Origin of the sequence: Tritonibacter scottomollicae (assembly GCF_003003215.1) — a bacterium.
Taxonomy (GTDB): Bacteria; Pseudomonadota; Alphaproteobacteria; order Rhodobacterales; family Rhodobacteraceae; genus Epibacterium; species Epibacterium scottomollicae.
Genome location: NZ_PVUF01000012.1, coordinates 24,211 through 38,188 on the forward strand (window position 1 = coordinate 24,211; position 13,978 = coordinate 38,188).

14 protein-coding genes are annotated in these 13,978 nt (G+C 60.5%); 7 read left to right on the plus strand and 7 right to left on the minus strand.

Annotation, left to right across the window (positions count from 1 at the left end; all coding sequences use genetic code 11):
- Nucleotides 1–13 precede the first annotated feature (13 nt).
- A complete protein-coding gene (locus CLV89_RS16445; protein WP_106164760.1) occupies nt 14–280 on the minus strand; it encodes a DUF2312 domain-containing protein in 267 nt (88 codons plus the stop codon).
- A gap of 207 nt (nt 281–487) precedes the next feature.
- Between CLV89_RS16445 and CLV89_RS16450 the strand changes: the two genes are divergently transcribed.
- A complete protein-coding gene (locus tag CLV89_RS16450; protein WP_106164761.1) occupies nt 488–703 on the plus strand; it encodes a hypothetical protein in 216 nt (71 codons plus the stop codon).
- 72 nt (nt 704–775) lie between these two features.
- On the opposite strand, the gene CLV89_RS16455 is transcribed toward CLV89_RS16450, so the two are convergent.
- Complete coding sequence (locus tag CLV89_RS16455) at nt 776–991, minus strand: hypothetical protein (RefSeq protein ID WP_106164762.1); 216 nt, start codon at nt 989–991, stop codon at nt 776–778.
- Between the two features lie 571 nt (nt 992–1,562).
- On the opposite strand from CLV89_RS16455, the gene CLV89_RS16460 reads away from it, so the two are divergent.
- Nucleotides 1,563–1,985 carry a protein tyrosine phosphatase family protein gene (locus CLV89_RS16460; RefSeq protein ID WP_106164763.1) on the plus strand — a complete coding sequence of 141 codons (423 nt, stop codon included), beginning with the start codon at nt 1,563–1,565 and terminating at the stop codon, nt 1,983–1,985.
- A 139-nt stretch (nt 1,986–2,124) separates the two neighbouring features.
- Here CLV89_RS16460 and CLV89_RS16465 read toward each other — a convergent pair whose 3' ends face one another.
- The 5 genes from CLV89_RS16465 to CLV89_RS16485 all read right to left on the minus strand — a co-directional run bounded on the left by CLV89_RS16465 (nt 2,125) and on the right by CLV89_RS16485 (nt 8,407).
- Entirely contained in the window at nt 2,125–3,390 is a 1,266-nt protein-coding gene (locus tag CLV89_RS16465; RefSeq protein WP_106164764.1) for a FliM/FliN family flagellar motor C-terminal domain-containing protein, read from the minus strand.
- A gap of 76 nt (nt 3,391–3,466) precedes the next feature.
- A complete protein-coding gene (locus CLV89_RS16470) occupies nt 3,467–6,157 on the minus strand; it encodes an ATP-binding protein (protein WP_106164765.1) in 2,691 nt (896 codons plus the stop codon).
- Entirely contained in the window at nt 6,154–6,555 is a 402-nt protein-coding gene (locus CLV89_RS16475; protein ID WP_106164766.1) for a hypothetical protein, read from the minus strand. The genes CLV89_RS16470 and CLV89_RS16475 overlap by 4 nt, the downstream gene beginning before the upstream one ends.
- A gap of 10 nt (nt 6,556–6,565) precedes the next feature.
- Nucleotides 6,566–6,979, minus strand: coding sequence for a response regulator transcription factor (locus tag CLV89_RS16480; protein WP_106164767.1), 414 nt, complete (start codon nt 6,977–6,979; stop codon nt 6,566–6,568).
- A 96-nt stretch (nt 6,980–7,075) separates the two neighbouring features.
- Nucleotides 7,076–8,407 carry a helix-turn-helix transcriptional regulator gene (locus tag CLV89_RS16485; RefSeq protein ID WP_106164768.1) on the minus strand — a complete coding sequence of 444 codons (1,332 nt, stop codon included), beginning with the start codon at nt 8,405–8,407 and terminating at the stop codon, nt 7,076–7,078.
- Between the two features lie 237 nt (nt 8,408–8,644).
- On the opposite strand from CLV89_RS16485, the gene CLV89_RS16490 reads away from it, so the two are divergent.
- The 5 genes from CLV89_RS16490 to CLV89_RS16510 all read left to right on the plus strand — a co-directional run bounded on the left by CLV89_RS16490 (nt 8,645) and on the right by CLV89_RS16510 (nt 13,915).
- Nucleotides 8,645–9,991, plus strand: coding sequence for a substrate-binding protein (locus tag CLV89_RS16490; protein ID WP_106164769.1), 1,347 nt, complete (start codon nt 8,645–8,647; stop codon nt 9,989–9,991).
- 158 nt (nt 9,992–10,149) lie between these two features.
- Nucleotides 10,150–11,172: a branched-chain amino acid ABC transporter permease gene (locus CLV89_RS16495; RefSeq protein WP_106164770.1), complete on the plus strand. Its 1,023-nt coding sequence runs from the start codon at nt 10,150–10,152 to the stop codon at nt 11,170–11,172.
- A gap of 4 nt (nt 11,173–11,176) precedes the next feature.
- A complete protein-coding gene (locus CLV89_RS16500) occupies nt 11,177–12,376 on the plus strand; it encodes a branched-chain amino acid ABC transporter permease (protein ID WP_106164771.1) in 1,200 nt (399 codons plus the stop codon).
- Between the two features lie 12 nt (nt 12,377–12,388).
- Nucleotides 12,389–13,144 carry an ABC transporter ATP-binding protein gene (locus CLV89_RS16505; protein WP_106164772.1) on the plus strand — a complete coding sequence of 252 codons (756 nt, stop codon included), beginning with the start codon at nt 12,389–12,391 and terminating at the stop codon, nt 13,142–13,144.
- A gap of 15 nt (nt 13,145–13,159) precedes the next feature.
- Nucleotides 13,160–13,915 carry an ABC transporter ATP-binding protein gene (locus CLV89_RS16510; RefSeq protein WP_106164773.1) on the plus strand — a complete coding sequence of 252 codons (756 nt, stop codon included), beginning with the start codon at nt 13,160–13,162 and terminating at the stop codon, nt 13,913–13,915.
- Nucleotides 13,916–13,978: the final 63 nt, after the last annotated feature.

Here is a 13,978-nt window from a genome sequence, read left to right on the forward strand (position 1 = left end):
TGCGCAGACCGCGTTAGTGCATGCCGAGCGCTTCTTTGTACATTTCCAGCACCGCCTCTTCTTCGGCAATGTCGTTCTCGTCACGCTTGCGCAGAGCGATGATCTTGCGCAGAACCTTGACGTCATACCCGCGCCCCTTGGCTTCGGCCATGACCTCTTTCTGCTGCTCGGCGATCGCTTTTTTCTCTTCGTCCAACCGCTCGAACCGTTCCACGAACTGACGCAGCTCGCCTGCGGTCACGCGGTAGTTTTCGCTCTTTTCGTCTTCGGTGATGTCCATGTGATGGCCCTCGTGCAATTTGCCTCAACTGGTCCGGCTTGCCACCGGTTGAGGCAGAGGGATACAGCGCCCTCCCCCGCCCCGCAAGACTGGAGTTAACCGCCCTCGCGCTTGCAGTGCGGCGACCACTCTTGTAGGCGCTAATCCACCGGTACGGCCCGCGCGCGCTTCGCTGCGTCGGACGCTTGAGACAAGAGGTAGGCGGAAATGGAATATCTGGTTTGGGCCGGCGGCGCCCTGTCGATCCTGGGCATGCTGGGGCTGGCGTGGTGCGTGCTGAGCGTCGTGCGCGCAAAGCGCAAAGGGCTCGACGACGAGGAGCTGCGCGCCGTGTTGCAATCGGTTCTACCGAAGAACCTCGGTGCGTTGCTGCTGTCGGTGCTGGGTCTGATGCTGGTCATGATCGGCCTGTTCCTGAGCTGATCGCCCCGGATCAGGCTTCTGACCGGTTGCGACACCGACCCAGGCGCAACCGGCGTTCTTCAATGTCGCGTTTCAGATCGGCATATTGTCGAACTGGCTTTCGACGATTTCGTCATTGAGAACCTGCTCCGTGCGGCGCAGATGTGCCGGCACCGAAACTCCGGTGTCCTTGATCCGCTTCAAGACCTGCGCAAACTCTGGCTGCAGGTCCAATCGAGCCTGTTCCGGCGCGATGCGGATCTTCTTCTCAAGCTGGCAGGCACGTTCAATCAGTTGCTCCGTGGTCATTCGTTACTCTCCTCCCCTACACAACGGCGTCACTGGCCCCGAGGCAGTCTCTGGCGCGTCGCCGCATTGCAACAGTCTACATCAATCCAGAGTTGCTGCAATGTCAGGCGAGCGCAATTCCCTAAATTGACGCAGGCCTGCAGAAAAAGTCTAAAAATAAGGCATACCGCGCTGCAGCGAGGACGAGCTTTGATTTCTGCACAGGCAAATGAAATGCTGCGATAGCTAGCGTTAACTCAACTCTTACGTGTGTATCACATAGGAGCTCGACAACCAGAACCACATTTATTTTCTCGGTCGATTTTATTGCAGTGCAGCACCCTTCTCAGGTGATCGGAAACCAGAAAATTCCGGATCAGCCCCGCCATTCCTGTGCTGGCGGCGCGCCCTCGCGGGACGTCGACGCGAACGCGGCGCCAAAACGTTGCGGTACTGTCTCATGTCCAGAGAGGTTGCAGCCGCCTCACCCTTGCACGGGCTCTGTCGCTGGGTGCGCGTCGGCACGGCTGTGCCGGGAGCGCGCCTGTGCTTCGTTCTGGACCAGCGCGCGGCAAACGCGTAAACAAACGCCATGGATGCACGCACGCTTACGCCCCGCTATTCGGTTACTCCGCAGATCTCCGTGGAGGATGTTCCCGACATTGCCGCAGCCGGTTTCACGACCGTGATCTGCAACCGTCCTGATGCGGAGGTTCCGCCGAGCCATCAGGCGGATACGATTCGTGCTGCTGTCGAAAGCGCCGGTCTGACCTTTCATGTCCTGCCCCTGACACATCAAACGATGACCCCAGAGAACGTCGCTCAGCAACGTGCCTATTTTGAAAATGCAGACGGTCCGGTACTGGCCTATTGTGCGTCCGGAACACGTTGTTCTGTGATCTGGGCCCTGGGCCAAGCGTCCGACGTTTCGGTGGACGAGATAATGTCGACAACGCAGAAAGCGGGCTATGACCTGTCTGGTTTGCGCCCAACTCTGGAAGCGCTACAGGGCTGAGGCTGTTTCCAACGCTCGATAAAGTCACATTGCATATGGCCCGCGCATGAAATGCCGGGCCATTTTCGACAGAACACACCACGCGTTGCTCACAACTGGTTGCTCAGACGCGTTTCGCGCCATTTGCGCCTCGTCGACCTTAAGTGCCGGTTTCAGGCAGCTCGTGATTGAGGCCCGCAAGTTCCGAAATCTCTGCCGCGGCATCATCTGCGTTGAAATCCCCGAGATCGTTCATCGGCAGTTCCGGAAGCTCCCCCATGCCAGCAAAATCACCCATCGGCATATCGCCCGCATCGAGCCCGCCGTCGAGATTGCCACCAAGGTCGCCGCCCAGGCCTCCCCCGATGTCTCCGCCGAAATCGTTACCCATCATGCCGCCAAAATCATCGCCGAGGCCATCGCCCGGCTCTTGCAGCCCCTGTGCCGCAATCGACAGGTCCAATGTATTGTCTTCGAGTGCGGGCGCTGCGCCCTGCCCAATGCCGTCAGAGAAGACACCTTCGTTGCTCGGAACCAACCGGGTGCGCTGCTCATTGAGACGCACGGCCCTAGCGCCGTTGATCTGACCGAGTCGTCCCTTCGCAATATGCTGACCGTTGATCGCAATCAGATCAGTCTCATAGAGATAGGCCTGATCCAGCGGCAGCAAATCGCCTGCTTTCAGACCAGAGAACTGGCGCAGTGGAATACGCTTCTTGCACAGGACGGCCGAAAGCTCTGCGCGCATTGAGCCGACGCTGGAGCCAAGGCGCGGCCCGCTCACCGAATTGGATTCGTCATATTCCTCGACCGACGGTTCCGGCAGCACCAAGCAGATCTCGCCCTGCATCTTGCCGGTCGCCAGATCCACATTGAGGTTGATAACGCGATAGTCATCAGCTTCCATTCCAAGGACCAGCGTGCGCACATCCTCAACCTGAGCGCCAAAGCGATAGCCCTCGAAGATGCGCAGATCGGTCTGCTCCTCAAGCAAGGCCGTGACCTTGGAGAACATTTTTTCAAGGAACTCCGCCACCATGGCGGCATCCGTGGGCGTATAATTTCGCTCGTCACCGTACATGCCAAGCACGGTGCCCATGGTCTGCTGTTGAATCAACGCGGTCACCGCCGCCGCGTCGAATGTGGCCGCGCCGATGCGCCCTTCGGGACAATCCAGCACCACCAGCAGATGCTTGTCGGACAGCAGTCCACTGAGATCCTCTGGCACGCGGTTGGTCTGGCGCGCTGCAATCACAGCCATGGGCAGTTCACACAGGTCCTCCGCTGCACGCGCAACAGACCTGCGCAAGGCCTTCAGCGTGATCGAGCCACCTGTTCCTGCTGTGCCCTCTTTTGAGGCCGCAAGTTTTCGCGCCAGTCCCCCGACCGCGCGCTTGCCATCCTCGCTTTGATCCTTGTCAGTCATAAAATGAACCTGAGCCTTCCACACCCGTATGAAACTGGTTTTAGCCCAGAGCTGGTTACCAAGACCTTTACAGAATTCAGCGGATTTCTTCTATTTTCATCTGAATTGGAAAAGTTACACGAAACGCCGCCCCCGCAAGCGCTGGTTGAAAGCTGATATCGCCTCCAAGACGGCGCATGATCTCCTTGCAAATCGCCAGGCCAAGCCCCGCCCCACCAGCACGTTCCGGTGTCGCCCGCGAGAATTTTTCAAAAATCATCTCGTGGAAATCTGCAGGGATGCCCACGCCATTGTCACAAAAATCGACATGAACCTGCCCGTTCGTATTGGAAACGGAAATTTGCAACTCTGGCGCAACGGCTGTGCAATATTTCTGAGCATTCGCAATGAGATTGATAAAGACCTGCGACAGCCGGTCCACATCCGTTTCCACCTCCATTGCCTCCGCTGTGCGATCCCGCGTGACGCGCAGGGGCCCATCTGCCCCGGCCAGTGCGGATGCGACGGCATGGTCGAGAATATCCGACAGATGACGGTGAGACACATTAAGCGTCACCTCACCGCTCTCCAATACACTGAGGTCAAGCAGATCGTTCAGCAGCCGCGTCAGACGCAGAGCCTCGTCATGGATGATCGAGGCGTATTTGTGCTGCTCCTGTGCATTCAGCCCCGGCTCATCCCGCAGGATCTCTGAGAACGCCCGGACGGAGGTCATGGGCGTGCGCAATTCATGGCTGACCTGACTGAGAAAGACGTCTTTCTGCTCCGAAAGCTGCGTCAACTTCTGGTTGGTCTCACGCAGCTGCCGCGCAGTGCGCGACAGTTCCTGAGACTGCGCCTCCAGCCGACTTGAATACTCCAGAAGCTGCGCCGACTCGTCCGCCACAGCCAACAGATCTTCAACCGACACCGCCGCCCCGCTGACGATCTGACCGATCATCGCATGGGCTGCAGCCGCCCCGATCGAGGCGCTCAGCTCGCGCTCCAATTGTTCCAGGAAAACCGGCGTCGGCTCCGGCAGAGGCCCGGGTCCTCCCTGACGTTTCAATGCCGCCTGAAAAAACACCTGCGCCTCGTCCGGACCCAGGATGCGTTGGGACATGATCATCAGATCCTCGCTCTGGGCAACTGAGCCGGTCCAACCGCCGGGTCCTGCGGAATGATCGAAGACATGCACGAACTGCGCACCCTGCAGGCGCTCCATCGGGCTTGGAAAACTGCAAACGGAAACAATCGCATAGGCGGCAATATTCAGGCTCATGGACCAGAGGACGCAATGCACGATCGGGTCCAGCCCCTCGATTCCAAACAGGGCCTGCGGTCGAAGCCAATGCAGGCCAAACGGTCCCTGCATCAGCGTCTCGGCCGAGAACACCCCGCCTGCAACCTCCGGCAAGAGAAGCGTATATCCCCAGACCGTGAAGCCGATGAACAGCCCCGCCAGCGCCCCGGACCGGGTGGCACCGCGCCAGAACAACCCGCCCACAAGCGCAGGCAGGATTTGCGAAATACCGGAGAACGATATCAGGCCAATGGCGGCCAATGCGGCCCCTCCGCCGGAAATCTGGTAGTAGGCATAGCCCAGCCCCATGATGGCAGCGATGGAGAAGCGGCGCGCAAAAAGCACCACGGAGCGCACATCCCCCGACACCGACGCACCACCAAAGGCTCCGGTGGTGCGCAGCCAGATCGGCATCACGATGTGGTTTGACACCATGGTCGACAGGCTCATGGCGGCGACGATCACCATCGACGTTGCCGAGGAAAACCCGCCGAGGAACGACAGCATCGCCAGCCCGTTCTGCCCTTGCGACAGCGGCAGCGTCAGCACGAAGAGATCCGGGTTGGCGCCCTCCGGCAATAGCTCCAGCCCGACAGCCGCAATCGGCACCACAAAGATCGAGATCAGCAGCAGGTAGGTGGGAAAGGCCCAGGCGGCGACGCGCAGATGTCGCTCGTCCTCATTCTCCACCACCATCACCTGAAACATGCGCGGCAGGCAGACGAAGGCAGACGCCGCCAGAAACGTGATCGCGGTCCATCGCCCGCCATCGACCTGCCAACCACCGATAGGCGATTGGTCTACGCGATCCAGCACCTGTTCCACGCCCCCGGCCAGCCCCCACACGACAAAGATGCCGACCGCAACCAGTGCTATCAGCTTCACCACCGCCTCTAATGCGACGGCCATGACCACGCCGTGGTGGCGCTCATTCGCATTGAGATTGCGGGTTCCGAACAGAATCGCAAAAAACGCCAGCCCGGTGGCAATCCAGAACACCGTGCCGCTTTCGTTGTGGCTCCGGGTTGGATCCGCCTCCGCGAAGATCGCCACCGACAGGGTGATCGATTGCAATTGCAACGCGATGTAAGGTGTAACGGCGATCACCGCGAGCACGGTCACCCCGATGGCCAAGACGTTGGATTTGCCGTAGCGCGCCGACAGCAGATCGGCGATCGAGCTGATCCGCTGGCTGCGCCCCACGCGCACCAGTTTGCGCAGCCCCCACCACCAGCCGATCATCACCAGCGTCGGGCCAAGGTAGATGGTGATATACTCCATCCCCGACCGTGCCGCATATCCAACCGCGCCGTAGAACGTCCAGGCGGTGCAATATATCGACAATGAGAGCGTATAGATCAGCGGTGATCGCATGAAGCGCGCGCTGCGCCCCCTGAGAGCCTGCCGATCGGCCCAGAATGCCACCATGAACAAGAGGGTCACATACCCGATACTGACCATCGCCAGAAGGTTCAGTGAGGTCATGCCTTCGTCTCCGAGGAGGAGCGATCCGCCTCCGCATCCGGCAGGCGTTCTGTCAACACATCTACGGTTTCTGTCGGAGCGCCCTTGCCTGTCCAATGCACCGCCCAGCGACGCACGGCGATGGAAAAGCCGAACGAAAACAGGATCAGTCCGATCCAGACAGAGAAAATATAGATCATCGCTGAGGACATGCTGCTGCCCGACTGGCTGTCCGGCGCCACATCAGCTGACGGGTCAAGCTCTCGCCGTGCCCACAACAACGGCACCAGAAACAGCAGAGCCCCGATGAAGGGCGCAAGGCGCGAGATATCCATAAGGCGTCGACGACGATAGGTACGCCGTTCGACAAAGGGGGCACGCAGCTCGTCCTTCCCGCCTGCGCCATCGGAGCGTATCATCGCGCGCAGCTCAGCCTGCGTCGCATATGGACGACACGGAGGGCATTCCTTGCTGCGCCTGAGCGTTCAGGTCGCGCACCGCGGTCAACACTTCCGTGTTGGAAAACGGCTTGGTCATGAAGCGGGTGACGCCAGCGCGTTCCGCCATTTCACGATCCTTGAGCTGACCGCGTGCGGTCAACATCAGAACAGGCAGATGAGCCATCGCCTCCACCTCTCTGATTTCGCGGATAATTTCCATACCGCTCTTGCCAGGCAGCATAAGGTCGAGAATGACCAGATCGGGCGCCTCGGCCTCGATCACCGCCAGCGCATCGCTGCCGTCTGCATGTACCTTCACCTGCCACCCCTCGCGTGAGAGCAGGAAGCGGATCGCCTCTGCGATATTGGCTTCGTCTTCGATCAGAACGACTCGTCCAGCCATAGTCCCTCATGTCCTCCCCATGCACCGCGCCGTTTGCCGGTTCCTCCGGGTGCGGGGCGATCTTTGCATAGAACCAAAGCATCTGTCACCCAGCAGTTACATCTGCGCATGTTCCGCCCCGTCCGCATCCCGCAGGATCGACGGTTCACGACGCGCGGCGCACCCACGACGCACACAGATGCGACAGCTGGCCCCCACGGGGCGCGAGTCTTCCGGCACAGGCTCATCGGGGAGCTGGGACGGCAGGATCAGCATTGCCGCCCGCAAGACTGGGTCATGGTCAAAGATCGGGGGCTCTGCCGTCCAGGAGATCGCAAAGCACGCGCTGTCACGCGCGGCCCGACCCTGCTGGTGAACGCGCCGTCGGATTGGCCTGCCCGGCTGCGACAGCGCCGTGAACAGCGGCCACAACGGGCAGGACGCCCCAAACCGTGGCAGTGAAAAGCCCGCGACAGGCTTGCGAAACAGGATCGAGCCGGAGACGTCACAGATCACCAGACCAGCGGGGCGTCCCAAAACCTCTTCCGGGATCACCGCGAGACGGCGCAGCATGCGATGCAGATCGACGCCAAACTCCCGCGCCAGAACATCCGGTGCGACGCCACAGCGCCCTAGCGCTTCCTGCAAGATGGCCAGCGGCATTTCGCGGGCATCCGCCTCGTAATCCGCCAGCGCTGCTGCTGCGAGTTTGCGGGCGGCACGGCTGTCCAGTTCGGACGCGGCATCCGCAATCTGCTGCGCGCTGCGCTCGCCCGCCTCGAGCTCTGCAAAATAGAACCCCCGCGCGGTAAAGAACGCCTCGACTTCCTCCTGTGGAATTCCACGGCGTTCCGCCCCCTGGTCGCTGTCATCCAGAAACCGCACAAGCGCCCGGCTGCTGTCGGCCAGCCGCTGCGCATCTTCGTCCAGATTTCGGTGAAATCGGTCGCGCCACTCGGCTTCGAGTTCGCCCGGCTCTGCCAGAATGCCCGCGGTGGAGCGGATGGCCGCAGCGGTGGACAGGACCTCATGCAATGACGCCGCTAGATGCGGATCATGGGTCAGCCGATCCGAAAGACTGCGCACCGTGCGTTCCAGCGCGCCAATGCGGCCGTGCGTTTCAGCCAGCACTTCCGCCCAACCGGGAAAGCGGCCGGCAAATTCGTCGACCCGATCTATTTCCACTGCCGGCGTGCGCGCCTCCGCGGCTGCCTCGCGCAGGGAGGCCACCAAGGTCGCCTCGACACCATCGGTCAGGATCGACGGCTCAACGCCCAACACATTCGCCAGCGTCACCAGCAGCTTGCCACCGATTCTGCGGCGGTTGTGCTCGATCAGATTGAGGTATGAGGCGGAGATCCCCACATCCCGTGCCAGATCAGCCTGACGCAGCCCCAGCATCAGGCGCCGCTCACGAATGCGGCTGCCGGTCAGACTGTCTCCTGCCATGGCGATACCTCCTCCGGCAAAACATCGGATTTTCAAAGGCTTTCTGCGTCGCAGAATAAGAAAATTTACCGCAAACAGGGTGCCTCTGTACATTTCTTTACAGAAAAACCCCACAAAACAAGGGTTTTATTGCGATGATTTACAATACGCGCCCATACTCATTTTGCACAATGATGCGAGGAGACGCGCGAAAGTGAGGAGTCGCGCCTCTCTTTTTTATTCCAGGGAGGAAACCAAATGTCCAAGACAGACCTAAGCCGTCGCGGCTTGCTCAGAACCGGTGCCGTGACAAGCGCCGGGCTGGCGCTGCCGACGATTTTCACCGCGCAGAGCGCCTCGGCCTTCACCAATGATCCCACCGGCGGAAGCGTCACCCTCGGCTTCAACGTGCCGCAGACCGGCCCCTATGCGGATGAGGGCGCCGACGAGCTGCGCGCCTACCAGCTGGCGGTCGAGCACCTGAACGGCGAAGGCGACGGCGGTATGCTGAACACCTTCACCTCCAAGGCGCTGGAAGGCAGCGGCATCCTGGGCAAGAAGGTGGAATATGTCACCGGCGACACCCAGACCAAATCTGATGCGGCGCGCGCCTCTGCGAAGTCGATGATCGAAAAAGACGGCGCCATCATGATCACCGGCGGGTCGTCCTCCGGCGTTGCGGTTGCGGTTCAGGGCCTGTGCCAGGAGGCGGGCGTCATCTTCATGGCGGGTCTCACCCACTCCAACGACACCACCGGCAAGGACAAGAAAGCCAACGGTTTCCGCCACTTCTTCAACGCCTACATGTCTGGTGCCGCGCTGGCTCCGGTGCTGAAGAACCTCTATGGCGATGACCGCAAGGCCTATCACCTGACCGCCGACTATACCTGGGGCTGGACGCAGGAAGAATCCATCAAGGCCGCCACCGAAGCGTTGGGTTGGGAGACCGTGAACACGGTGAAGACCCCGCTCGCGGCGACCGACTTCTCCTCTTATATTGCGCCAGTGCTGAACTCCGGTGCAGACGTGCTGGTGCTGAACCACTACGGTGGCAACATGGTCAACTCGCTGACCAACGCAGTGCAGTTCGGTCTGCGCGAGAAGGAAGTGAACGGCAAGAACTTCGAGATCGTCGTGCCGCTCTACTCCCGCCTGATGGCGAAGGGTGCCGGGGCCAACGTGAAGGGCATTCACGGCTCCACCAACTGGCACTGGTCGCTGCAGGACGAAGGCTCCAAGGCGTTTGTGCGCTCCTTCGGTACCAAATACGGCTTCCCGCCCTCTCAGGCGGCGCATACCTGCTACGTGCAAACGCTGCTTTATGCGGATGCGGTGCAGCGTGCCGGGTCGTTCAACCCCTGCGCGGTGGCCGAAGCGCTCGAGGATTTCGAATTCGACGGCATGGGCAACGGCAAGACGCTCTATCGCGGCGACGACCACCAGTGCTTCAAGGACGTTCTTGTGGTGCGCGGGAAAGAGAACCCGACATCCGAGTTCGACCTTCTTGAAGTCGTCGAAGTCACGCCACGGGCGCAGGTCGAATACGCAGCGGATCACCCGATGTTCGCAGGCGGCCAGCTTGGGTCCTGCAACCCGGGCTCCTAAACGAGAGCACACAGCACAGGTCGGGCGCGGCACACGCGCCTGACCACCCCTCTCCCGCACAGCTGAGGTCCACCTGAAACGCGCCCCGATGGCCATCGGGCGTGACCTGCTGCTGCACTCCGAAACCAGCCACCCAGACGAACCGGAAGGTGGGGATCATGGACGCATTCCTTCTGCAAATCCTAAACGGGCTCGACAAGGGCTCTGCCTATGCGCTGATCGCATTGGGCCTGACACTCATCTTCGGCACTCTTGGTGTCGTGAACTTCGCCCATGGGGCGCTGTTCATGATCGGGGCCTTCTGCGCGGTGACGCTGCAGAAGATCTTCAGCCTCAGCTACGAGACCGTGGATCCCGACAAGACCGACTTTCTCGGCAACCCGCTGAAAGTGAAAACCCCTTATGTGGAAAGCTGGTTCGGCCCAGAGTTCGGTGGTGCGATCATCGACTGGTCGGTGCCACTGGCGATCCTCTTTGCGATCCCGATCATGGTGGCTGTCGGCTTCATCATGGAGCGCGGGCTGATCAAGCATTTCTACAAACGCCCCCATGCGGATCAGATCCTGGTGACCTTTGGCCTGGCCATCGTGCTGCAGGAAGTCATCAAGTATTTCTACGGCGCAAACCCGATCCCAACGCCCGCGCCCGACGCGCTGAACGGTGTTGCCAACCTCGGCGCGGTGATCGGCATGGACCTGATCTATCCGGTCTGGCGCATCGTCTACTTCTGCTTTGCCTGTCTCATCATCGGCGGCGTCTTTGCCTTCCTGCAGTTCACCACCTTCGGCATGGTGGTGCGCGCCGGCATGGCCGACCGCGAAACGGTGGGGCTCCTCGGCATCAACATCGACCGCCGTTTCACCATCATGTTCGGCATCGCCGCCGCGGTGGCAGGGCTGGCGGGCGTCATGTACACACCGATCAATTCGCCCAACTACCACATGGGCATGGACTTCCTCGTGCTGTCCTTCGTTGTGGTCGTTGTGGGCGGCATGGGCTCCCTGCCCGGCGCCGTCCTTGCGGGCTTCTTGCTCGGCATTCTCGAAAGCTTTGCCTCGATGGAATGGGCCATCAACCTGATCCCCGGCATCAACCAGATCATCATCTACCTCGTCGCCATCATCATCTTGTTGGTCCGCCCACGTGGCTTGATGGGGCGCAAAGGCGTGATGGAGGACTAACCCAATGTTCGGACTTGATAAAAGAGACACAACCCTGCTTTTGATTGTGGCTTGCCTCGCGATCTTTGCACCCTTCATCCTGAACCCGTTCCCGACCGACAGCGGGCTGGCACAGTTCAACGCCGGCTATCCGGACCTGATGCAGCGTTTCGTGATCTTCGGGATCTTCGCCATCGGCTTCAACATCCTCTTCGGGCTTACAGGCTACCTCTCCTTTGGCCATGCGGCGTTTCTCGGGGTGGGCTCCTACTCGGCGGTCTGGATGTTCAAGCTCCTGAGCATGAACGTGCTGCCGGCGATCATCCTCAGCGTCATCATCGCGGGCCTGTTTGCCCTGGTGATCGGCTACGTGAGCCTGCGGCGCTCCGGCATCTACTTCTCGATCCTGACGCTGGCCTTTGCGCAGATGTCCTTCAGCCTCGCCTATTCGGTGTTGACGCCGATCACCAATGGTGAGACCGGCCTGCAGTTGACACTGGATGACCCGCGGGTGCTGGGCCAGACATCCACGGCGGATGGTTCGATCCCGGTGACCAACTTCTTTGGTCTGGAGATGCGCGGCACCTACGAGATGGCGGTGGGCCCCTGGGCGTTCCAGTTCAACATGGGCTACTACCTCTGCGCGCTGGTGCTGATCGCGGCCTTCTACCTGTCGATCCGCATCTTCCGCTCGCCTTTTGGCATGATGCTGCGGGCAGTGAAGTCCAACCAGCAGCGGATGAACTATACCGGCCTCAACTCCAAACCCTACACGCTGGCGGCCTTCGTGATCTCCGGCATGTATGCGGGGCTTGCCGGTGGGCTGATGGCGTCGATGGACCCGCTTGCGGGCGCGGAGCGGATGCAGTGGACCGCCTCTGGTGAAGTGGTTCTGATGACCATCCTTGGCGGTGCAGGCACCTTGATCGGGCCAGTGCTGGGCGCGGGCTTCATCAAATACTTTGAGAACATCTTCTCCAAGATCAACAGCAACGTTCTGCACAGCTGGTTCAGCTTCCTGCCGGATGGGCTTGAGGATTTCATCGTCTTCATCATCTACCCGTTCATCGGCAAGGGCTGGCACCTGACCCTGGGCATCCTGTTCATGCTGGTGGTGATCTACCTGCCAGGCGGTCTGGTCGAAGGCGGACAGCGCATCGGCAACTGGATCAGAGGGCGCAAGAAGTCTGACGCCCGCCAGAACGAAACCCACCCGGCGGAATAAGGAGGGAAATCAATGAGCATTCTCGAAGTCAAAAACGTCGGCAAACGCTTTGGTGGCCTGCAGGCGCTCTCGGATGTGAACCTCTCCGTGAAGGAGAACTCCGTTCACGCCATCATCGGTCCCAATGGGGCCGGTAAATCCACCCTGCTGAACTGTCTGGTGGGCAAGCTGATCCCCGACACCGGATCAGTGATGTTCGATGGCCAGTCCGTGCTGGGGCGCGCACCCTATGAGATCAACCAGATGGGGATTTCCCGCGTGTTCCAGACGCCCGAGATCTTTGGCGATCTAACGGTGCTGGAAAACATGATGATCCCCTGTCTGGCCAAGCGGGATGGCGCGTTCGAGCTGAACGCGATCGCGTCCGTCATGGGGCAGCGGGACATCATCGACAAGGCCGAGCATATGCTGGTGGAGATGAACATGGCCGACAAGCGGCACATGCATGCCGCCTCGCTGTCGCGCGGTGACAAGCGGCGGTTGGAAATCGGCATGTGCCTCAGCCAAGAGCCGCGCCTGCTGCTGCTGGACGAGCCCACCGCCGGCATGGCGCGGGCCGACACCAACAACACCATCGACCTGCTGAAGCAGATTTCCGACCAGCGTGACATCACTATCGCCATCATCGAACACGACATGCATGTGGTGTTCAGCCTCGCCAACCGGATCACCGTATTGGCCCAGGGCACCCCGCTGGTGGAGGACAACCCAGAAAACATTCGTGGCAATCCAAAGGTCCGCGAAGCCTACCTCGGCGAAACCGCGTAACAAGGGGACAGAGATATGAACGTCAAACCTGATTTCTCGAAAGGCGCCAATCAGGCGGCCACCGCCCCTGCCTTCCTGTCGATCTGGGATGTGCATGCCTATTATGGCGAGAGCTATATCGTGCAGGGCATCAACTTCAACGTCCATGAGGGCGAAATTCTGGCGCTGCTGGGCCGCAACGGCGCGGGCAAGACCTCGACCTTGCGGTCGATCGCCCGCACTGGATCGCCCATGGTGACACGGGGCGAGATCTGGCTCGACCACCAGCCGCTGCACCTGATGGCCAGCCATGAGGCCGCTGCAGCAGGCCTTGGTCTTGTGCCAGAAGATCGCCGCATCATCGCCGGCCTTACCGTCGAGGAAAACCTGCAACTTGCGCAGATTGCCCCGCCCATCGGTTGGTCCATCGAGCGGCTCTATGAGCTGTTCCCGCGTCTTGGCGAACGCCGCAAACAAGAGGGTGTGACACTTTCTGGCGGCGAACAGCAGATGCTGGCGATTGCCCGTGCCCTGGCCCGCGACATCAAGGTTCTGCTGCTGGACGAACCCTATGAAGGTCTTGCCCCGGTGATTGTGGATGAGATCGAAAAGACCCTCATTCACATCAAGGAACAGGGCATGACCACTGTCATCGTTGAACAGAACGCCGTGCGTGCACTGCAACTCGCGGATCGCGCAGTGATCCTGGACACTGGCGGCATCGTCTTTGACGGCACCGCGGCAGAGGTGTTGGAAAACGAAGAGCTGCGTTCGGAATATCTCGCGATCTGAGCCCCCTCTCCTCCCCGTCGCACGGTCTTGGACAGCCGGGCGCACCTTATCGGCCGGGCCTGT